Origin of the sequence: Conexibacter stalactiti (assembly GCF_033542075.1) — a bacterium.
Taxonomy (GTDB): domain Bacteria; phylum Actinomycetota; class Thermoleophilia; order Solirubrobacterales; family Solirubrobacteraceae; genus Conexibacter; species Conexibacter stalactiti.
Window position 1 is genome coordinate 1 of sequence record NZ_JAWSTH010000119.1, and the last position, 18,772, is coordinate 18,772.

Genomic DNA, 18,772 nt, shown 5'->3' on the forward strand with positions numbered 1-18,772 from the left:
GCTTGCGCGCCTTCAGCAGCCGCGCCCGCTGCGCCTTCGCGATCTTCACCGTCAGCGTGCGCGGCCCACACCCCCGCCGCGCTGCCGATGGCCGGCGGCGCGGCGCACGCTCCCGCCGCCGACACCTGCTGCGGTGACGCCGCGGAGGAGCGCGAGGTGGCCGCGTCGGAGCTGCGCGTCGGCGACCTCGTCGTCGTGCGGCCGGGCGAGCGGCTGCCGGCCGACGGGCTCGTCGCCGAGGGGCGCTCGGCGGTCGACCAGGCGGCGATCACGGGCGAGTCGGTGCCCGTCGACGTCGCCCCCGGCGACCGCGTTTTCGCCGGCACGCTCAACGCCCACGGCCTGCTCGCGATCCGCGTCGAGCGGGCGCCGGGCGACACGACGCTCGCGCGGATCGGCCGCCTCGTCGCCGAGGCGCAGGCGCGCCGCGCGCCGGCCGAGCGCTGGGTCGACGCCTTCGCCCGTGTCTATACGCCGGCCGTGATCGCGCTCGCCGTGCTCGTCGCCGCGGTCCCGCCGCTGGCGTGGGACGCGAGCTTCGACGGCAGCTTCTACTCGGCGCTCGCCCTGCTGATCCTCGCCTGCCCCTGTGCACTGGTGCTCTCGACGCCGGTCACGATCGTCTCCGCGCTCGGCCGCGCCTCGGCCGCCGGCGTGCTCGTCAAGGGCGGCGAGCAGCTGGAGCGCGCCGCCGCGATCCGCACCGTCGCCTTCGACAAGACCGGCACGCTGACCGCCGGCCGCCCGCGCGTCGTCAGCGTCGTCCCGCTCGGCGGCGAGGACCGTCACTTTGCACCCCTCCACGGGGTGCAAAGTGACGCTCCTCCGGCCGACGCCGACGCCGACGAGCTGCTCGCGACGGCGGCGGCGCTCGAACAGGGCTCCGAGCATCCGCTGGCGGCCGCGATCGTCGGCGCCGCGCGCGAGCGTGGGCTCCAGCTCGCGCCCGTCGCCGACTTCGCCGCCCGGCCGGGCTTCGGCGCGACCGGCACCGTCGCCGGCCACGCCGTCGCGATCGGCAAGCCGGCGATGTTCGAAACTCCGCCCGCCGGCGCCGCGCCCGCCGACGCCGCCGGCACGCTCGTGCGCTGGGCAGCCGCGCGCGCCGCCCTCGACCGCGCTGTCGCCGCCGGGCAGACGGCCGTCCTCGTGACGCGCGACGGACTCCCGCTCGGCGTCCTCGGGCTCGCCGACCCGCCGCGCGCCGAGGCGGCCGAGGCGGTCGCGCAGCTGCGCCGCCTGGGCATCGATCGCACCGTCTTGCTGACCGGCGACAACGCGCAGGCGGCGCAGGCGATCGCCGCCGCCACGGGGATCGCCGCCGTCCGCGCCGAGCAGCTCCCCGCCGACAAGGCCCAAGCGCTCCAGGACCTCGGCGAGGGCGTCGCGATGGTCGGCGACGGCGTCAACGACGCGCCCGCGCTGGCCGGCGCGGCGCTCGGGGTCGCGATGGGCAGCGCCGGCAGCGACACCGCGATCGAGGTCGCCGACGTGGCGCTGATGGGCGACGACCCGCGCAAGGTCGCCGGCCTGATCGGCCTCGCTCGCTGGACGCGCGCGACCGTCCGCGCCAACGTCGTCTTCTCGCTCGCGACCAAGCTGATCGCCGCCGCGCTGCTCGCCGCCGGTCTGCTGCCGCTGTGGGGCGCGGTCCTCACCGACGTCGGCGCCTCGCTCGTCGTCGTCCTCTACGGACTGCGGCTGCTGGTCGCCAAGCCCGGCGGACGACTGCGCGGGATCCCGGTGCTCGCTCGCGTACCCTTGCAGCGATGAGCGAGCCGATCCCGCTCGACACCTGCGCCGTGCGCCTCGTCGACCCCGAGCGGGTCGCGGCGGTGCGCGAGCGGATGCCCGGCGCCGAGCAGGCGCAGCGGCTCGCGCGCGTCTTCCACGTGCTCGCCGAACCGGCGCGCGTGCGGATCGTGACCGCGCTGCTGGAGGCCGGCGAGCTGTGCGTCTGCGACCTCGCGGCGACGGTCGGGATGACCGAGGCGCAGACCTCCCAGCACCTGCGCGTGCTGCGCGCCGAGCGGACCGTCCGCAACCGCCGCGACGGCCGGATGGTCTACTACTCGCTCGACGACGGGCACGTGCGGATGCTGATGGACGTCGCGCTCGCGCACGTCTCCCACGACGACCGGGAGAGCTGAGATGGCGACCGCAGACCTGACGATCCTCGCGCTCGGACGCGCCGGCGCGAGCGCGAGCGAGTACATCGCCGCGGTGCAGCGCAAGCTCGCCGAGCAGGATCGCGTCAGATACGAGATGCACGCGATGGGGACATCGCTGGAGGGCGCGACCGCCGACATCCTCGCCGTCGTCGGGGAGCTGCACGCGCTCCCGTTCGAGCAGGGCATTCCGCGCGTCTACACGGTCCTCAAGCTCGACGAGCGACGCGACAAGCCGGCGCAGACGCTCGCAGACAAGGTCCGCTCCGTCGAGCAGCGGCTCGCGGCCGACTGACGACGTGCATCGTCTGGTCGCCGTCGCGGCGTTAGCGGGCGTCGCCGCAGCAGTTCTCGTCGTCGTGCTGAGAGGCGAGGAGCGGCGTGCGCCGGAGGCGAGAGCGGCCGCGCCGGTGGCGTTCACCGCCGCCGTCGCGAGCCCCCGCTCCTTTCGCGCCGAAGCAGCCCGCCGCGCGGAGCTGCGCGCCAGTTGGGAGCGGCGCGAGCGCACTGACGAGCACGTCTTCCCGATCCGCGGCAGACACGACCGCGGCCGCTACGAGACGAACGACTTCGGCGGCGGCCGCGGCCATCAGGGGCAGGACATGTTCGCCGACTGCGGCACCCCGCTCGTCGCCGCGCTCGGCGGCGTCGTCAAGAGAGCGGGGACCGAGGGCGCCGGCGGCAACTACGTCGTGATCGCCGGCAAGGACAGACGCGACTACGTCTACATGCACCTCGCCGAGCCGCCGCCGGTGAAGGACGGCCAGCGCGTCGAGAGCGGTCAGTCGATCGGCAGGGTCGGCGACTCCGGCAACGCCGACGGCTGCCACCTCCACTTCGAGCTGTGGACCGCGCCCGGCTGGTACGCCGGCGGCGAGCCGATCGACACCGCGAAGCTGCTCGCCGCCTGGGACGCCGCGAGCTAGGCGGGAGCGGCCGCCGGCATCCCCAGCATCTCGCGGAACGCGGCCGTGTCGTTGAGGTGCGGGAACGGCTCGTCGGGGACCGCGACGCCGAGCGCGTCGCAGAGCGGCTGCCAGCCCTGGCTGACCTCGAAGACGACGAGGCGGTTGCTCGGGACCTTCTCGATCACGTCGGCGACGTGGCGCTCATAGACCTCGAACGCCCATGCCTTGTCGAGGAATCTGCCCTTGAAGGTGCCGTCCCAGATGATCCCGTTGATCATCTCCAGCACGCCGCCGGTCGGCGATCTCTCGGTGTTGCCGGCCAGCTCGCCGCGCAACGCCAGCTCCTTCGCCTCCCAGATCGTCGTCAGGCAGGAGCGGTACCACGCCTCCGGATCGCGCGTGCTCAGCAGCACGAGCGCTTCGGGGAAGGCCTCCATGTGCTGCTCCCAGAAGGCGCAGGCCGGCCAGTCGATCGTCGAGCCCCAGCCGTCGAGCGCGGCGACCCAGTCGACCTGCTCGCCGGCCGCCGCCGCGCGCCACGGCGCCGCCAGCGACGGCTCGCGCAGCACGTCGATCATGTGCAGGCACGGGCCGCAGCCGAGCTGCTCCAGCGCCGCCTTCTGGGACATCGTCCCGGTCCGGCCGAAGCCGGCTCCGATCACCTTCATCGTTGCTCCTCTCACCATTGCCAGAGCGCGAGGCCGACCGTCACCCCGGGCCCGATCGTCACCATCAGCCCGCGCTCGCCGGGGCGCGGCGCCTTGCGCGCGACCAGCTCGCGCAGCACGAAGAAGGCCGACGGCGTGCCGACGTTGCCGTGCTCGGCGAGCACCGCGGCGCTCGCGGCGACGTCGTCGTCGCTGAGCCCGACGCCCTCCTGGATCCCTTCGAGGATCCCGCGCCCGCCCGGGTGCACCGGCCAGTGGTCGATCTCCGCCCGCGTCAGCCCCTGGCGCGCGAGGAAGCCGTCGATCAGCCCGGCCAGCTCGGTGCGCGCGTAGAGCGGCAGCGCCTTCGACATCTGGATCTGGCTGTCGTCGGCCGTCATCACCGACTTCACGTCGGCGAGCGAGCCGGGCAGCTGGTGGACGGCGCTGGCGAGCAGCGTCGGCAGCGGGCCGGGCGCGCCCGGCGCGTCGCCGGCGCCGGCCTCTCCGAACGTCAGCAGCGCCGCCGCGGCACCGTCGCCGAACAGCGAGGAGCCGACCGTCTTGACCTTCTCGTCGCCGGGCCGGACGGGGGTCAGGATCCCCGACATCCACTCGGCCGCGACGACGAGCGCCTGCTGGTCGGGGCGGTCGCGCAGCGCCTGTCCGGCGAGCCGCAGCAGCGGCACGGCGCTCGCGCAGCCGACGCCGACGACGTGGTACTTGTCGACGTCGGCAGGCAGCCCGAGGCGGTCGACGAGGCGGTGGGCGAGCGTCGGGACGCCGTGCGTGCCGATGCTGGCGGTGACGACGACGCCGATCGACGCGGGGTCGAAGTCGAGCTGCGCGACCGCTTCCTCGGCCAGCTCCAGCGAGCGCTGCTCGCTCAGCGGCGAGCGCTGCTGAAGCGTCTGTCGCAGCAGCTCCGGCGTCAGGTCGAGGTGGCGGCGGCGGACGCCGCAGCGGGCGAAGATCGCCTCCGCGAAGTCGTCGCCGGCGAGCCCCAGCAGCTCGAGCACCTGCTGCTGGTCGAGCGTCTGGGCGGGCGCCGCGGTGGCGAGGCCGGCGAGCGCCGGAAGCGCCGCGGCGGCCGTGTCCGCGGGGCGCGGGGGGGTGAGCGTGGGGGAGGAGGAGGGAGCCATTTCGGACCCCAACTCTGGTCCTCGCGCGCGGCTCTCACAAGACGCACGAGCCCGCACTCCTGCGGTGGGGTCGGGCTACGCAACGCGGTACGCAATCGCGTTCCGTAGCGACTACGGAACCCCGGCGGCAACGGGGAGGCTCTGCGATCATCGGCGGCGGTCCATGCCTCCGACGCCGCCGCTCAGGGTAGTTCTCGCCGACGACCACGTCGTCGTCCGCAGCGGCCTGCGCCTGCTGCTGGAGTCCGCGCCCGACCTCGAGGTCGTCGCCGAGGCCGGCGACGTGACGGCAGCGGTCGACGCGGTCCGGCGGCTGGCGCCCGACGTGCTCGTGCTCGACCTGCACATGCCGGGTGAGCCGAGCCTGCCGGCGATCGCGCAGCTGCGCGCCGACTCCCCCGGCACGCGCGTCGTCGTGCTGACCGCGCAGCGCGACCCGTCGTACGCGGGCGAGGCGCTGCGCCTCGGCGCGACCGGCTACGTGCCGAAGGAGGCGGCCGGCCGCCACCTGCTGGAGGCGATCCTGACGGTCGCCGGCGGCGGCACCTACCTGGAGCCGGAGCTGGGCGCGCGGCTGGCGGCGACGACGGCCGCGGCGGCCGGCGCGGCGCCGGAGCTGAGCGCCCGCGAGCTGGAGGTGCTGCGGCTGATCGCGCGCGGCCTCACCAACCGCGAGATCGCCGAGCGGCTGTTCCTGTCCGTCCGCACGGTCGAGTCACACCGCGCGCGGATCCAGCGCAAGCTCGGCCGCGCCCGCCGCTCCGACCTCGTCGACTACGCGCTGGAGCGCGGGCTGGTCGAGGCGTCGGATCTGGGGTGAGGTGCGGCGACGTCGACCGTGAGGTGCGGGTGGCCTGGGCCGAGCAGTCTCTGGCGGTCGGCGCTCGCCCAGAGCGTGGCGTCGCCGGCGTGGATCCGCTCCGCGACCTCGACGACGTGCGCCAGGCTCGCGTGCCCGCCGCGGACCAGCCACGTGAGCTGCTCACATGGCGGCGTCTCGCACGTCGCGACGACGCGCCACGGGTGATCGAGAAAGCGCGCGACCGCGGCGCAGACGTACGCGATCAACCACTCGAGCGGCCACAGCGGCCAGCCGACGAACCAGAAGGCGAGCTCCTCGAGATCCTGAGGGTGACGGCCGTGCCGGCGCACGCGCCACAGCGTCCACAGGCGCTCGACCTGCCACTCGGCGCCGGCGGGATCGACGACGGTCGTCATCGCTCGAACGCTAGACGATAATCAGGTCTATCGTGTCGATTCGACGGGCGCGCCCAGCGGCAGCGCCGCGACGATCTCGGTGCCCTCGTCCGCGGCGGTTCTGAGCGTCAGCTCGCCGGCGAGCAGGTCGACGCGCTCGCGGATCGCGCGCAGGCCGTAGCCGCCGGCGTCGCCGGAGGCGTCGAAGCCGCAGCCGTCGTCGCGCACGCGCACGCGCAGCAGCGCCGGCGCCTCGACGATCTCGACCGCGATCTGCGTCGCGCCGGCGTGGCGGGCGGCGTTGGAGAGGCACTCCTGCACGATCCGGTAGGCGGTCGTCTCGACGTCGGCGGCGAGGCGGCGCGGCGCTCCGCCGTCGGCGCCGCGCAGGGCGACGGTCGTCTCGACGTCGATCCCGTAGGAGACCTGCATCCGCGCGGCCAGGTCGCGCACCGACGCCTCCAGCCCCAGCTCGTCGAGCGCCGCCGGGCGCAGGTCGTTGATGAGGCCGCGGAGGTTGTCCATCGCGCCCTCGATCTGCTCCTGCGCGAGCGCGATCCGCTGACGCGTCAGCTCGATCGTCGGCGCGCGCTCCCCAGAGCTCAGCAGCACGTGCAGCGCGGCGAGCCCCTGCAACGTCTCGTCGTGCAGCTCGCGCGCCCAGCGCGCCCGCTCGGCCTCGGCCGCCTGCAGACGCGCGCGGGCGGCCCGCTCGCTCGCCTTCTGGACGACCGCGAGCCCCTGCGACGGCGCGCCGTCCTCGTCGCGGATCAGCGAGACGGTGACGTGCACCCACAACGTCTCGCCGCCGCGCCGGATCCAGCGCGCGTCGACCGCGAAGCCGGGCAGCTCGCCGGCCAGCATCCGTCCCAGCAGCCGCTCTCCGGCCTCGGCGTCGTCGGGGTGGACGAGCTGGCCGAAGGCGCGCTCGCGCAGCTCCGCGGCGGCCGCCCCGGCCAGCCGCGCGTAGGCGTCGTTCGCCTCCGCGACGCGCCCGTCCTCCTCGATCAGCGCCATCGCGACCGGCCCGTCCTCGAACAGCCGCCGGAAGCGCTCGCCGGCGTCGCGCAGCTTCGCCGCTCTCGCGCGCCGCAGCGTCACGTCGCGCAGCGCCAGCACGAGCGCCGGCGAGGCGACGCCGTCGAGCGCGTCGAGCACGCGCACGGAGATCTCGACCGGGAACTCGCTGCCGTCGCCGCGCCGCAGCGTCAGTCTCGCGTCGGGGTCGAGCACGCCCTGGGGGATCAGCGCGTCGAACGGCCGGCCGAGCAGGTCGCCGGCCGGCTCCCGAGCCAGCTCGGCGACGCGCGGATCGAGCGCGGCGACGCGCCCGTGGCGGTCGAGCACGAGCGTCGGATCGGGCGCGAGCTGCAGCAGCGCGGCGAGCTGGTCGGCGGTCACGTCGCGGGCAGTCTACGGCGGCCTCCTATCGTGGAGCGCATGACCGACCAGCGCAGCTTCGGAAGAACGGGCCTCAGCGTCAGCTCGCTCACGCTCGGCACGATGATGTTCGGGAGATGGGGCAACCCCGACCACGACGACGCGGTTCGCATCATCCACGCCGCGCTGGACGCCGGCATCAACGTGATCGACACCGCCGACGTCTACGCCGCGGGCGAGAGCGAGCAGATCGTCGCCAAGGCGCTCGCCGGCGGCCGCCGCGACGACGTCGTGCTCGCGACGAAGTTCCACGGCTCGATGGGTGACGATCCCAACCGCCGCGGCAACAGCCGCCGCTGGATCTTCAGAGCGGTCGAGGAGTCGCTGAGACGGCTGCAGACCGACTGGATCGACCTCTACCAGGTGCACCGCTACGACCCCGGCACCGACGTCGAGGAGACGCTCGGCGCGCTCGACGACCTCGTGCGCGCGGGCAAGATCCGCTACGCGGGCAGCTCGACCTGGCCGCTCCAGCGCGTCGTCGAGGCGCAGTGGAGCGCCCGCCGCGACCATCGCACGCGCTTCGTCAGCGAGCAGCCGCCGTACTCGATCCTCGTGCGCAGAATCGAGGGCGACCTGCTGCCGGCGGCGCTCGACTACGGGCTCGCGGTGCTGCCGTGGAGCCCGCTCGCGGGCGGCTGGCTGAGCGGCCGCTGGCGGCTCGGGCAGGAGGCTCCCAGCTCGCCGCGCTCGGCGCGCGTGCCCGATCGCTACAACCTCGAGCTGCCGGCCAACAGACGCAAGCTGGAGGCCGCCGACGCGCTCGCGCGGCTGGCCGAGGAGGCGGGGCTGACGCTGATCCAGCTGGCGCTCGCGTGGGCGCTGCGCCACCCGGCCGTGACGAGCCTGATCATCGGCCCGCGCACGATGGAGCAGCTGCAGTCGCAACTCGGGGCCGACGCGATCGTCCTCTCCGACGACGTGCTCGACCGCATCGACGAGATCGTCCCGCCGGGCACGACCGTCAACCCCGCCGACGACGGCTGGACCAACCCGGCGCTTGCGCCGGCGGCGCGGCGGCGCGGGGCGTAGTCCGCGCGCGCTGCGCTAGCGGACGTTCGCCCAGCTGCCCGTCAGCACCGGGCGGACGCCTTCGATGCGGGCGCGCTGGAAGCGGGTTCGCTCGACGCCGCGCTTGGAGAGGTCGAGGTGGAGGATGCCGGTGCGGACGGTCTCGGCGCGAAACGAGCTGAAGACGAAGTTGCCGAGGCTGTAGGCCGCGACGCGGCGCCCGCCGTCGAGCGTACGGATCGGCTGCAGCACGTGCGGGTGGCCGCCGATGACCGCGGTCGCGCCGGCGCCGAGGGCGGTCGCGGCGAGCGCCGACTCCTGCGCGTTCTCGACCGGGTCCAGCTCGATCCCCCAGTGGAAGGTGGCGATCACGACGTCGGCGACCCTGCTCGCCGCGCTGACGCTCGCGCGCACGTTGGCGGGCGAGGCGAAGGTGTTGCCGGGGTGGCTCGGCGTCGCCCAGAACTCCGGCGGGAGGATGTTCGAGAAGCCGACGAAGGCGATCTTCAGCCCCAGCCGCTCGACGACGCGCGGCTCCATCGCGGCTTCCAGCGAGCCGCCGGCGCCGACCGGCACGAGGCCGAACCTGCGCGACCAGTCGATCGTGTCGAGCAGCGCGGTCGTGCCGTAGTCGCCGACGTGGTTGTTGGCGAGGTTGACGACGTCGACGCCGGCGTAGTCGCGCATCGTCTTCAGCGCCGCCGGGCTGCCGCGGAAGCGGTACTGCTTCTCGACCGGCGCGCCGCGCGTCGAGATCGCGCACTCGAGGTTGACGAAGGCGAGGTCGGCGGCGCGCAGCGACGGTGCCACGCTCGTCCACGGGTATCTGGTGCCGTACGCCGCCATCGCGCCGGCGGTCGCGTCACCGAGGTTGACGTCGCCGGCGGCGGCGAGCGTCACGGGTCGCGTTCTGACGACGACCTCGGGCGACCGGCGCCCGTCTCTCACGGTCGCGCGCAGGCGGTAGCCCGGCCGCGCCGTTCTCGGCGTGACCGCGCGCTCGAACCGTCCGCGATCATCGGCGCGAGCGGCGACGAGATCGCGCCAGCGCCCGTCGAGCTTGACCTGGAGCTGCACGCGGCCGCGCGCCGGCGCGCCTCTGCCGCTCAGCTCGATCGCGACGCCGGTCGCGAGCAGCGCGGGCGCGCTCAGGACGAGCGCGGGCGGCGGCGTGGGATCGGGGACCGGAGCGGGCGGAGGAGGGGTGACGGCCATGCGCTCAAGCCTCGCAGGTCACTGCCGATGAGGAGGGAGTCGCCTCGTTCGAAGGAGCCTCCCGCATGTCGCTCGTCCCCTCGCCCCGTCGCTCGATCTCGATCGCGGCGCTGACCGGCGCGGTGCTGGCGGCGGCTGCCGCGCCGGCTGCCGCCATCGAAGTGGTCAACGACAACCAGGCGGTCATCGGCAGCCAGTGCGTCGGCATCGCCTGCTCGCCGACCGACCCGCCGCCGCTGACCTTCCAGATCCACAACAACGACACGCCGGTGGTGCGGCTGCAGCAGTCGAACGGGGGCTTCGATCCCTACACGTGGGACGTCGCCGGCAACGAGGCGAACTTCTTCGTGCGCGACGTGCCGGGCGGCAACCGGCTGATCTTCCGCGCCTTTCCCGGCGCGCGCGCGAACGGGCTCGTGATCCGAGGTGACAACGTCGGGATCGGCACCGCCACGCCCGCAGCGACGCTCGACGTGGAGCACGCCGACAACGCCCAGCTGCGGGTCGCGAACACCAACGCCGGCTCGGTCTCCACGCGGGTGCTCGCCGACCTCGTCAACCCGGGCGCGCCCCTGCTGCGCTTCCGTGACACCAGCAGAGGCGGGCAGAGCGGGGTCGCCGGCCCCGCTGACGGCGGTCTCTTCGTCGTGCGCGACGCCGCCGACGGGGCGCCCGCGGCGCTCGCCGTCACGCCGGCCGGCACGGCGACCGCTCGCGGCGTGCTGCAGCAGAGCGCCGACGCGGCGCTGCGCGGCGATGTCCAGCCGGTCGACGGCGGGGAGGTCCTCGACGCGCTGCGCAGACTCGACCTTTCGAGCTGGACGACCGCGGGCGACGCCAGCGGCGCCCGCCACCTCGGCCCGAGCGGCAGCGACTTCCGCACCGCGTTCGGGCTCGGCGCCGGCGACGGCGCGATCGCGCCGGCCGACATGGCGGCGGTCGCGCTCGTCGCCTCCCAGGAGCTGGCGCTGCGCCTCGACGCGCTCGCCGCCACGCCGGGCAGAGCCGGCGCGACCGGCCCGGCCGGCGCCGACGGCGCCGCGGGTGCCGATGGCGCAGCCGGCGCGGACGGCACCCCCAGCCGCGACGTCGCCGTGACGCTGCGCCGGCTCGAGCACGCGAACATCGCCAAGGGCCGGACGATCAGACGGCTGCGCGCACAGCAGCAGGCGACGTCGAGACGGCTCGACGCGCTGGAGCTTCAGATCGCCGAGCTGGTCGCGGGCGACTGAGCGGGGACGCTGGGACGCTCAGCTCGACGGCGCGCCGTCGGGCACGTCGATCGAGGTGACCTCGACGCCGGTCGACCTGAGCGTCTCCAGCTCCTGGCCGGCGAGACCCTCGGTCAGGACCGTCGTCAGCTCGCGCACGTGCGCGATCGCGTTCTGTCCGCGGACGCTCAGCTTCGAGCCGTCGACGAGCAGGACCGTCTCCTGCGACTGGGCGATCATCGACCGCTTCAGCTCCGCTTCCAGCTCGTCGGCGTCGGTCATCACGCCGCCGGGGGTGAGGCCCTTGACCGACATGAACATGCGGTCGGCGAAGTGGCCGCGGACGGTCTCGACCGCGTAGGGCCCGACGAACGAGCCGGTCAGCCGGCGCAGCGTGCCGCCGACGGCCACGAGGTGGATCGGCGGGCTCTCGACGCCGGCGATCAGGTCCATGATCGGCAGGCTGTTCGTGATGATCGTGACGGCGAGGCCGCGGTCGACGATCCTCTGCGCGAGGAAGTACGCGGTCGAGGAGGAGTCGAGCACGATCGTCTCCTCCGGCTGCACCATCGCGACCGCGACGTCGGCCAGCCTGCCCTTCGCCTCGGCGGCGAGGTTGACGCGCTTGGCGAACGAGTCCTCCTTCGCCGACATCGACGGCAGCACGGCGCCGCCGTGCGTGCGCCGCGCGACCCCCTGCTTCTCCAGCGCCATCAGGTCGCGGCGCGCGGTCATCGGGGAGACGCCGAAGCGGGTCTCGACCTCGGTGACGCTCACGGCGCCGGCGGCGCGCAGCAGCTCGGCGATCGCGAAGCGGCGCGCTTCGGCGAGCAGCGGCCGACCGGATGAGCTTTCAGCGGCGATGGTGCACCTTCCTCCGAGATGGCGAACACGATCGAACGGATCCGACCGCGTCACGCTATCAAGCGGTGCGGAGGTTTGCGGCGCATCACAGCGTGCTCGCACGCAGCACAGCGTCCGCGAGTTCCCGTAGCGTGCAGGACCCGCAGGGAGCCGGCGGGGAACTCGCAATGCGAAGCACGCCATGAACTCGCAGCGTTCTGACTTCGCGCGCAACGAGCGGGCGATCATCGAGGCGGCCGCGCGCGTGCTGAGCGACGCCCCGACCGCCGGCATGGGCGAGATCGCCGCCGCCGCCGGGCTCGGCCGCGCGACGCTCTACCGCCACTTCGCCACGCGCGAGGCGCTGATCGACGGCCTGCGCGGGGAGGCGTTCGACGCGGTCGCCGCTGCGATCGCGCGCAACGACGCCGAACCGGCCGGCGCGCGCGTCGAGGCGCTCGTCGCCGACCTGATCGAGGTCGGCGAGCGCTACCAGATCGTCTTCGCCAGCCCGCCCGGCGAGCAGGCGCGCGAGCAGGCCCAGCGCCGCTTCGAACGGCCGCTGCTGGCGCTTCTCACGCGCGCCCAGGGGGACGGCGAGCTGGCGCCGGACGTGCCGCCGATGTGGCTGCTGGTCGCGCTCGAAGCGGCGCTGGGCGGAGCGCTCAGAGCCCGCGCCGAGGGCCGTCTCGACCGCGCCGAGGCGCAGCGGTTCGCACTGCGCGCGCTGCTCGGCGGCTTCGGCGCGCCGGCCGCCTGATTCCCCGCCACGCGGGCTACGCGCCGGGTGTGCGCGCCGCCCTTGCGGTGCTGCCGGCGAGGCGTAGTCTCGGTGGAGGAGGTCGAGCAATGGTGCTCCTGGGTGTGATCTGCACGGTCTGCGGCGCGGCGCTGCTGGTCGCGGAAGCGCATCTGCCCTCAGGACTGCTCGGCCTCGCCGGGGCGGTACTGCTCGTCACCGGTGCCGCGCTCGCGATCGGCGGTGCCGGCGGCGGGCTGGCGCTCGTCTTGGCCGGCGTCATGGCCGCGGCGCTCGTCGCCGCCGCGTGGGTGGGGGTGATCGCGCGCACCGCGCTGCGCACGCGCGGGCGGCGCGCCGTCTCCGGCCGCGAGGCGCTCAGCGGCCGGCCTGGGACAGTCCGGGCGTGGGGTGACACCGGGCGCGGGCAGGTGCTCGTCGACGGCGCGTTGTGGCAGGCGCGCGCGAGTGAGCTGGAGTGCGAGCTGGCGGCGCTGGAGACCGGTGACGCGATCGTCGTCGAGCACGTGCGCGGGTTGACGTTGACGGTGCGCAGAGCCGAGGAGTGGGAGCAGCCATGATCGCCGCGGTGCTGGTCGCCCTGCTGGTGCTGGTGCTCGGCGCGTTGGCGCTGGCCGCCGCGTCGGTGCGGGTGCTGCGCGAGTACGAGCGCGGCGTCGTCTTCCGGCTCGGGCGGGTGATCGACCAGCAGGGCCCGGGCCTCGTGCTGCTGATCCCCGCCGTCGACCGGCTCGTGCGCACGACGTTGCGGACGGTGACGATGAAGATCCCGGCGCAGGAGGTGATCACGCGCGACAACGTGCCGGTTCGCGTCACCGCGGTCACCTACTTCCGCGTGATCGACCCGATCCGCTCGGTCGTCGAGGTCGAGGACGTCTTCGCCGCGACCTCGCAGGTGGCGCAGACGACGCTGCGATCGGTGCTCGGCAAGGCCGAGCTGGACACGCTGCTGTCCGAGCGCGAGCGGCTCAACGAGAACCTCCAGCAGATCATCGACGAGCAGACCGAGCCGTGGGGCGTGAAGGTGACGATCGTCGAGATCAAGGACGTCGAGATCCCGGAGCGGATGCAGCATGCGCTCGCGCGGCAGGCGGAGGCGGAGCGCAACCGCCGCGCGAAGGTGATCAACGCCGAGGGCGAGTTCCAGGCCGCCGCGAAGCTGGCCGAGGCGGCCGCGGTGATCGAGCCCAACCCCGTCACGCTGCAGCTGCGCACGCTGCAGGCGCTGACGGAGATGAGCGGCAGCGCCGGCTCGACGATCGTCTTCCCGCTGCCGCTGGAGATGCTTCAGGGGCGCCTCGCGCCGCCGCCCGCGCCGTCCGCGACGACGGCGCCGCCCGTAACGCCGGCCCAGCTGCGGCTGGGCGTCAACGGCGACGGCGACGGCTGAGCCGTCTCAACCGACCGGCCCGCGCCACTTGCGCTCGAACGGCAGCCGCCAGCGGTGCGGCGCGATCAGCTTGTGCTGCGACTCCGGCCCCCACGAGCCCTGCGGGTAGATCTCCAGCGGCGGCGGGCTCTCCAGCAGCGGCGCCGAGACCTCCCACAGCCGCTCGATGCCGTCGGCGGTCGTGAAGAGCGTGTGGTCGCCCATCATCGCGTCGTGGATCAGGCGCTCGTACGCCTCCAGCACGTCGTGGCCGTAGGTCGTCTCGTCGAGCGAGAACTGCATGCTCGCCTTCTCCAGCCGCATCCCCGGCCCCGGCCGCTTGCCGTAGAAGGAGAGCGAGACGCGCGAGGCCTCGTCGAGGTCGAAGGTGAGGTGGTCCGGCCCGTAGGAGCCGACGCCGGAGCCGCGCGGGAACATCCCCTGCGGCGGCTCGTGGTAGGCGATCGAGATGATGCGCCCGCTCTCGGCCATCCGCTTGCCGGTGCGCAGGTAGAACGGCACGCCGGCCCAGCGCCAGTTGTCGATCTCGGCGCGCAGCGCGACGAAGGTCTCGGTCTCCGAGTCGGCGGCGACGCCGGGCTCGTCGCGGTAGCCCGCGTACTGGCCGCGCACGACGTCGGCCGGCACGAGCGGCTTCATCGAGCGGAAGACCTTGTTCTTCTCCTCGGTGATCGCGCGCGGCTCCAGCGCGGTGGGCGGCTCCATCGCCATGAACGCCATCACCTGGAAGAGGTGGGTGACGACCATGTCGCGGTAGGCGCCGGTCGCCTCGTAGAACGAGCCGCGCATGCCGATCGAGAGCGTCTCCGGCACCTCGATCAGCACGTGGTCGATGTGCTGGCGGTTCCAGATCGGCTCGAACAGGCCGTTGGCGAAGCGCAGCGCGAGGATGTTCTGCGCCGCCTCCTTGCCGAGGAAGTGGTCGATGCGGAAGACCTGGTGCTCTCTGAAGACCTCGTGCACCGCCGCGTTCAGCTCGCGCGCGCTCGCGAGATCGGTGCCGAACGGCTTCTCCATCACGACCCGCGCGTCGCGGTTGAGGCCGGCCTCGCCGAGCTCCTGCACGACCGCCTTCGCCGCCTTCGGCGGGACGCTCAGGTAGTGCAGCAGCGCCGCGCTGTCGTCCAGCTCCCCGCGCGCGGCGTGGACGGCGGCGTGCAGCGCGCTCGGGCCGCCGCTGCCGGAGACGTAGCGCAGCCGTCTGGCGAAGGCCTCCCACGACTGCTCATAGACGTGCGTGCGCGAGAACTCGTCGATCGCGGCCCGCGCGATGCGCCGGAACCCGTCCTCGTCGAGATCGTCGAGCGAGGTGCCGACGATGCGGAAGTCGACCGGCATCAGGCCGGCCTGGAAGAGGCGCAGCAGACCGGGCAGCAGCTTGCGTCTGGCGAGGTCTCCGGTCGCGCCGAAGAGGACGATCACATGAGGCTTCGGATTCATGCCGCGTCGAAGTGTGACCGGTCGGCCGGCCAACTGGTTTGTCCATGTGGTGAAAGGCTCTGCCGATCGGCTTTCGCGAGCGGGCCCCGGGTCCGGTTGGCGAGTGACTTCCGGGCGAGGCGGGCCTCGGCCGCGCGGTCGTAGCGTCGCCCTCCGTCATCCTGACCAGCTTCCGGAGGTTCCCGTGTCCCGCCCGTTTCCCTCGCCGCGCCTGACCGGCATCTGCCTGGTCGTCGCCTCGCTGTTGGTGCAGATCGGCTACCTCGTCACCCCCTGGGAAGGCGAGTCGACGACGCTCGCCTACCACGACTCGCTGCGCGACCACGAGCTGCAGTCGCAGATCGCCGCCTGCTTCCTGCACTTCGGCTGGACGGTGTGGGCGCCGGCCGCCTTCGGCATCGTCGCGCTGCTGCGCCCGCGCGGCGGCTGGCTGCTGGGGATCGGCGGCACGCTCGCGATCGTCGGCACCATCACGCTGCCGGGCCTGCTCGTGACCGACTTCTACGACCTCGCGCTGGCGCAGTCGCTGCCGCCGGCGCAGGCCGCCGAGATCTCCGACAAGGCGTCGGAGTACCCGCTGCTGCCGCTGCTGCAGATCCCCGCCGTGGTCGGTGCGATCCTCGGCACGACGCTGCTCTTCTTCGCGCTGTGGCGGGCGTCGGTCGTGCCGCTGTGGGTGCCGCTGCTGGTGCTGGTCGGGACCGCGATCACCTTCGTGATGCCGCTCACGCTCGCCTCCTTCGCGATCGGCGGCGGGATGGCGATGGTCGGCGGGATCTTCTCGGGCGTGCGGATCCTCAAGCTCGACGCCCCGGACGTTCGTCAGACCTCCGGGCCACTTCCGGCAGAGGCCGTCGCGCCCGCCGCGGCTTAGCTTCAAACGATGCGACGAACTTCTGCCAAACACGTCCTCTTCACCCTGCTCGTCGGCCTCGTGGCGCTGCTCGCTGGAGCGAGCGCCGCGCAGGCCGGCAGCCTCGCCAAGGAGGGCGACACCTGGGTCTTCCGTGCCGGACCCGAGAACAACAACTTCATCGTCAGCGGTGACGACCTCAGAGCCGGCTACCTGATGTTCAGCGACACGCACGCCTTCGCGGCGACACTGCCGGACGGCTGCTACCGCGCTCCCTTCGAGGCGGACGACGCCACGACCGCCCGCTGCGAGGTCGCCAACGTGCGCGCCGAGCTGGGTGACAACCCGGCCAGCCAGATCGAGTGGGGCATCTCGAGTTGGGACCTGCCGACCAACATCACCGTCACGATCGACGGCGGTCCCGGCAACGACAGACTGACCGCTGACAACGTCGGTCCTGGCGTCACGCTGCTCGGCGCCGGCGGCAACGACGAGATCGTCGGCGGTGGCGGCAACGACGTCGTCGACGGCGGTCCCGGCAACGACAACCTCGACGGCGGCGGCGCCAACGACACCGTGCGCGGCGGCGAGGGCGACGACGAGCTGCGCGGCGACGGTCTCGGGATCGCCGCCGACGTGATCGACGGCGGCCCCGGCTACGACACGATCAACAAGGACTGGTCGACGCAACGGACCGGTTCGGCGGGCCTGCTCGCGGTCTCGCTCGACGGCGTCGCCAATGACGGCATCCCGAACGAGGGCGACAACGTCGTCGGGGTCGAGCGCTTCGACATGAACCAGCCGGTCGCGCTCGTCACCGGTGCGGAGGCGATCTACTTCAGAACGATCGGCCACGGACCCGGCTCCTCCAAGATGATCGGCGGACCGGCTGGCGACACGCTGGTCGCGTACGACTACGCCGACGAGATCGACGGCGCCGGCGGCAACGACACGATCGAGGGCGGCTACGGCGACGACAAGATCACCGGCGGCCCCGGCCAGGACACGATCAACGCCGAGGCCGGTCCGAACTCGTGCAACTTCCTCGTCTGCCGCCAGGGCGTCGGCAACGACACCGTCTACATCCGCGACGGCGAGCCCGACAGCGTCGTCTGCGGCGTCGGCACCGACACTGTGATCGCCGACGCGATCGACACCGTCGCGCCCGATTGCGAGAACGTCGACAAGCCGGTCGTCGTGCAGCCGCCGAGAAGAGACCCGAGAACCCCGCCGAACAGATCGCCGACGCGCAGATGCGTCGTGCCGAAGGTCAAGGCCGGCTCGACCTTCGCCGCCGCGAAGAAGGCGCTGACGAAGAAGGGATGCAAGGCGGCGTCGAAGAAGGTGCGCTCCGTGAAGGTCAAGAAGGGGCGGGTCGTGAAGCTGTCGCAGAAGGCCGGCAAGAAGCTGGCGTACAAGAAGACGATCACCGTCTACGTCTCACGCGGACGCCGCTGAGGCCGATGCCGTGACCGAGCGCAGCAGCCCGCGACGCGTCGACGTGCTGATCGCGTGCGCGCTGCTGCTGCTCGGCGTCAGCGAAGTCCTGCTGCGCGGGGTCAAGAGCGGTGACACGACCGCCGCGCTCGCGCTCTGGAGCGCGGCGGCGGTCGCGACGCTGTGGCGCCGCGGCCATCCGCTCGCGTTCTTCGGCTGGGCGCTGGGCGTCCACAGCGCCGCGATCGTCTTCGACCTCTCGCCGCTCGACGGCGCGACCGCGCCGCTCTACGTGCCGCTCGCGCTGTTCGGCCTCGGCGCCTACGCGCGCGATCCCCGCCGCGCGCTGCCGAGCGCGCTCGGCGGCCTGCTCGTGCTGATGGCGCTGCGGACGCTGCTCGACGCGACGGGCGCGCTCGGCGACCGCAGCGCCGACGTCGCGCTGCGCGAGCTGGCGATCTTCGCCCCGGCGGCCGCCGGCGGCGTGCTGCTGCGCGACCGCAGCGAGGCGCTCGCGGCGGCGCGGCGGCGGGCCGAGACGGCGGCCGGCGGTGAGTCGGGCGCGCTGGAGCTGGCGCTGAGCGCCGAGCGAACGCGGATCGCGCGCGAGCTGCACGCGGTCGTGACCGGCTGCGTGCGGGCGGTGCTCGACGAGGTCGAGCTGGCGCGCTCGTCGCTGGCGCGCGCCTCCGGCAGCTCGCGCTCGGCGCTGCGGCGCGCCCGCACCGTCAGCCAGCAGGCGATGGCGGAGATGCGGCGGATGCTCGTGCTGCTGCGCAGCAACGAGGCGGCGACGCGTCCCGACGCCGCCGACGTGCCCGGCTCGCTGCGCGAGCTGACCGATCGCCGCGCCGGCGCGATCGACGTCCGCCGCGCCCACGCCGGGGCGCCGTTCGCCGACACGCCGCTGCCGGCGGTGGCGATGCGCGTGCTGGTGGCGCTCGCGGAGCTGCCCGGCTGCCACCGGCTCGTGGTCGAGCGCGGCGACGGCGTCGTGCGCGCGAGCGCGCGCGTCGGGCGCGAGACGACGGCCGCGCACGTCGAGGCGCTCGCCGAGCGGGCGCGGCTCGCGGGCGGGCGGCTGGGGCGCGGGCGGCTGCGGCGCACGAC

20 protein-coding genes are annotated in these 18,772 nt (G+C 73.8%); 13 read left to right on the forward strand and 7 right to left on the reverse strand.

Translation table 11 applies throughout. The features are described 5' to 3' along the window. The first annotated feature begins 87 nt into the window (after positions 1-87). From R7226_RS27320 to R7226_RS27335, 4 genes are read left to right on the forward strand one after another with little or no spacing between them, the layout of a single operon-like run. Positions 88-1,773, forward strand: coding sequence for a heavy metal translocating P-type ATPase (locus tag R7226_RS27320; protein WP_318600562.1), 1,686 nt, complete (start codon positions 88-90; stop codon positions 1,771-1,773). Further along, on the forward strand, positions 1,770-2,150 hold the full coding sequence (locus tag R7226_RS27325; protein WP_318600563.1) for an ArsR/SmtB family transcription factor: 381 nt from the start codon (positions 1,770-1,772) through the stop codon (positions 2,148-2,150). The genes R7226_RS27320 and R7226_RS27325 overlap by 4 nt, the downstream gene beginning before the upstream one ends. Before the next feature lies 1 nt (position 2,151). Further along, positions 2,152-2,463 (forward strand): MTH1187 family thiamine-binding protein, encoded by a 312-nt coding sequence (locus tag R7226_RS27330; RefSeq protein ID WP_318600564.1) that lies wholly within the window; start codon positions 2,152-2,154, stop codon positions 2,461-2,463. 4 nt (positions 2,464-2,467) lie between these two features. Then, positions 2,468-3,094 (forward strand): M23 family metallopeptidase, encoded by a 627-nt coding sequence (locus tag R7226_RS27335; RefSeq protein WP_318600565.1) that lies wholly within the window; start codon positions 2,468-2,470, stop codon positions 3,092-3,094. Here the strand turns inward: R7226_RS27335 and R7226_RS27340 are convergent. Beyond that, entirely contained in the window at positions 3,091-3,744 is a 654-nt protein-coding gene (locus tag R7226_RS27340; protein WP_318600566.1) for a sulfotransferase family protein, read from the reverse strand. The two genes, R7226_RS27335 and R7226_RS27340, sit on opposite strands and share 4 nt — an antisense overlap. An 11-nt stretch (positions 3,745-3,755) precedes the next feature. Continuing rightward, positions 3,756-4,865 carry a 3-oxoacyl-[acyl-carrier-protein] synthase III C-terminal domain-containing protein gene (locus tag R7226_RS27345; RefSeq protein ID WP_318600567.1) on the reverse strand — a complete coding sequence of 370 codons (1,110 nt, stop codon included), beginning with the start codon at positions 4,863-4,865 and terminating at the stop codon, positions 3,756-3,758. 163 nt (positions 4,866-5,028) lie between these two features. Between R7226_RS27345 and R7226_RS27350 the strand changes: the two genes are divergently transcribed. After that, a complete protein-coding gene (locus R7226_RS27350; protein ID WP_318600568.1) occupies positions 5,029-5,685 on the forward strand; it encodes a response regulator transcription factor in 657 nt (218 codons plus the stop codon). Here the strand turns inward: R7226_RS27350 and R7226_RS27355 are convergent. Continuing rightward, a complete protein-coding gene (locus R7226_RS27355) occupies positions 5,640-6,083 on the reverse strand; it encodes a hypothetical protein (protein WP_318600569.1) in 444 nt (147 codons plus the stop codon). The two genes, R7226_RS27350 and R7226_RS27355, sit on opposite strands and share 46 nt — an antisense overlap. Positions 6,084-6,110: 27 nt before the next feature. Continuing rightward, positions 6,111-7,463, reverse strand: a complete 1,353-nt coding sequence (locus R7226_RS27360; RefSeq protein ID WP_318600570.1) for a PAS domain-containing sensor histidine kinase — start codon at positions 7,461-7,463, stop codon at positions 6,111-6,113. 39 nt (positions 7,464-7,502) lie between these two features. Between R7226_RS27360 and R7226_RS27365 the strand changes: the two genes are divergently transcribed. Then, entirely contained in the window at positions 7,503-8,534 is a 1,032-nt protein-coding gene (locus R7226_RS27365; protein ID WP_318600571.1) for an aldo/keto reductase, read from the forward strand. Positions 8,535-8,549: 15 nt separating this feature from the next. Here the strand turns inward: R7226_RS27365 and R7226_RS27370 are convergent, their stop codons facing one another. Beyond that, positions 8,550-9,728 (reverse strand): CapA family protein, encoded by a 1,179-nt coding sequence (locus R7226_RS27370; protein WP_318600572.1) that lies wholly within the window; start codon positions 9,726-9,728, stop codon positions 8,550-8,552. A gap of 65 nt (positions 9,729-9,793) precedes the next feature. On the opposite strand from R7226_RS27370, the gene R7226_RS27375 reads away from it, so the two are divergent. Beyond that, complete coding sequence (locus R7226_RS27375) at positions 9,794-10,960, forward strand: hypothetical protein (protein WP_318600573.1); 1,167 nt, start codon at positions 9,794-9,796, stop codon at positions 10,958-10,960. Between the two features lie 18 nt (positions 10,961-10,978). On the opposite strand, the gene R7226_RS27380 is transcribed toward R7226_RS27375, so the two are convergent. After that, positions 10,979-11,857: a DeoR/GlpR family DNA-binding transcription regulator gene (locus R7226_RS27380; RefSeq protein ID WP_318600581.1), complete on the reverse strand. Its 879-nt coding sequence runs from the start codon at positions 11,855-11,857 to the stop codon at positions 10,979-10,981. A gap of 127 nt (positions 11,858-11,984) precedes the next feature. Between R7226_RS27380 and R7226_RS27385 the strand changes: the two genes are divergently transcribed. The 3 genes from R7226_RS27385 (at position 11,985) to R7226_RS27395 (ending at position 13,932) form a co-directional block, all read left to right on the forward strand. Then, positions 11,985-12,542 (forward strand): TetR/AcrR family transcriptional regulator, encoded by a 558-nt coding sequence (locus R7226_RS27385; RefSeq protein ID WP_318600574.1) that lies wholly within the window; start codon positions 11,985-11,987, stop codon positions 12,540-12,542. Positions 12,543-12,631: 89 nt separating this feature from the next. Continuing rightward, positions 12,632-13,102, forward strand: a complete 471-nt coding sequence (locus R7226_RS27390) for an NfeD family protein (protein ID WP_318600575.1) — start codon at positions 12,632-12,634, stop codon at positions 13,100-13,102. Next, positions 13,099-13,932 carry a slipin family protein gene (locus tag R7226_RS27395; RefSeq protein ID WP_318600576.1) on the forward strand — a complete coding sequence of 278 codons (834 nt, stop codon included), beginning with the start codon at positions 13,099-13,101 and terminating at the stop codon, positions 13,930-13,932. The genes R7226_RS27390 and R7226_RS27395 overlap by 4 nt, the downstream gene beginning before the upstream one ends. 6 nt (positions 13,933-13,938) lie before the next feature. On the opposite strand, the gene zwf is transcribed toward R7226_RS27395, so the two are convergent. After that, positions 13,939-15,372, reverse strand: coding sequence for a glucose-6-phosphate dehydrogenase (zwf, locus tag R7226_RS27400; protein WP_318600577.1), 1,434 nt, complete (start codon positions 15,370-15,372; stop codon positions 13,939-13,941). Positions 15,373-15,556: 184 nt separating this feature from the next. On the opposite strand from zwf, the gene R7226_RS27405 reads away from it, so the two are divergent. The 3 genes from R7226_RS27405 to R7226_RS27415 all read left to right on the forward strand — a co-directional run. Beyond that, complete coding sequence (locus tag R7226_RS27405; protein WP_318600578.1) at positions 15,557-16,246, forward strand: hypothetical protein; 690 nt, start codon at positions 15,557-15,559, stop codon at positions 16,244-16,246. Between the two features lie 9 nt (positions 16,247-16,255). Further along, a complete protein-coding gene (locus R7226_RS27410; RefSeq protein WP_318600579.1) occupies positions 16,256-17,683 on the forward strand; it encodes a calcium-binding protein in 1,428 nt (475 codons plus the stop codon). Between the two features lie 10 nt (positions 17,684-17,693). Further along, the coding region (locus R7226_RS27415; RefSeq protein WP_318600580.1) for a histidine kinase dimerization/phosphoacceptor domain-containing protein at positions 17,694-18,772 on the forward strand (1,079 nt) is incomplete at its 3' end.

What these genes read in the sequence shown, in the direction of transcription:
- R7226_RS27370 (WP_318600572.1), bottom strand. Translation starts at nt 9,728, where the DNA reads ATGGCCGTCACCCCTCCTCCGCCCGCTCCGGTCCCCGATCCCACGCCG.
- R7226_RS27390 (WP_318600575.1), top strand. Translation starts at nt 12,632, where the DNA reads ATGGTGCTCCTGGGTGTGATCTGCACGGTCTGCGGCGCGGCGCTGCTG.
- zwf (WP_318600577.1), bottom strand. Translation starts at nt 15,372, where the DNA reads ATGAATCCGAAGCCTCATGTGATCGTCCTCTTCGGCGCGACCGGAGAC.
- R7226_RS27395 (WP_318600576.1), top strand. Translation starts at nt 13,099, where the DNA reads ATGATCGCCGCGGTGCTGGTCGCCCTGCTGGTGCTGGTGCTCGGCGCG.
- R7226_RS27385 (WP_318600574.1), top strand. Translation starts at nt 11,985, where the DNA reads ATGAACTCGCAGCGTTCTGACTTCGCGCGCAACGAGCGGGCGATCATC.
- R7226_RS27410 (WP_318600579.1), top strand. Translation starts at nt 16,256, where the DNA reads ATGCGACGAACTTCTGCCAAACACGTCCTCTTCACCCTGCTCGTCGGC.
- R7226_RS27325 (WP_318600563.1), top strand. Translation starts at nt 1,770, where the DNA reads ATGAGCGAGCCGATCCCGCTCGACACCTGCGCCGTGCGCCTCGTCGAC.
- R7226_RS27350 (WP_318600568.1), top strand. Translation starts at nt 5,029, where the DNA reads ATGCCTCCGACGCCGCCGCTCAGGGTAGTTCTCGCCGACGACCACGTC.
- R7226_RS27320 (WP_318600562.1), top strand. Translation starts at nt 88, where the DNA reads ATGGCCGGCGGCGCGGCGCACGCTCCCGCCGCCGACACCTGCTGCGGT.
- R7226_RS27365 (WP_318600571.1), top strand. Translation starts at nt 7,503, where the DNA reads ATGACCGACCAGCGCAGCTTCGGAAGAACGGGCCTCAGCGTCAGCTCG.
- R7226_RS27330 (WP_318600564.1), top strand. Translation starts at nt 2,152, where the DNA reads ATGGCGACCGCAGACCTGACGATCCTCGCGCTCGGACGCGCCGGCGCG.
- R7226_RS27340 (WP_318600566.1), bottom strand. Translation starts at nt 3,744, where the DNA reads ATGAAGGTGATCGGAGCCGGCTTCGGCCGGACCGGGACGATGTCCCAG.
- R7226_RS27375 (WP_318600573.1), top strand. Translation starts at nt 9,794, where the DNA reads ATGTCGCTCGTCCCCTCGCCCCGTCGCTCGATCTCGATCGCGGCGCTG.
- R7226_RS27345 (WP_318600567.1), bottom strand. Translation starts at nt 4,865, where the DNA reads ATGGCTCCCTCCTCCTCCCCCACGCTCACCCCCCCGCGCCCCGCGGAC.
- R7226_RS27355 (WP_318600569.1), bottom strand. Translation starts at nt 6,083, where the DNA reads ATGACGACCGTCGTCGATCCCGCCGGCGCCGAGTGGCAGGTCGAGCGC.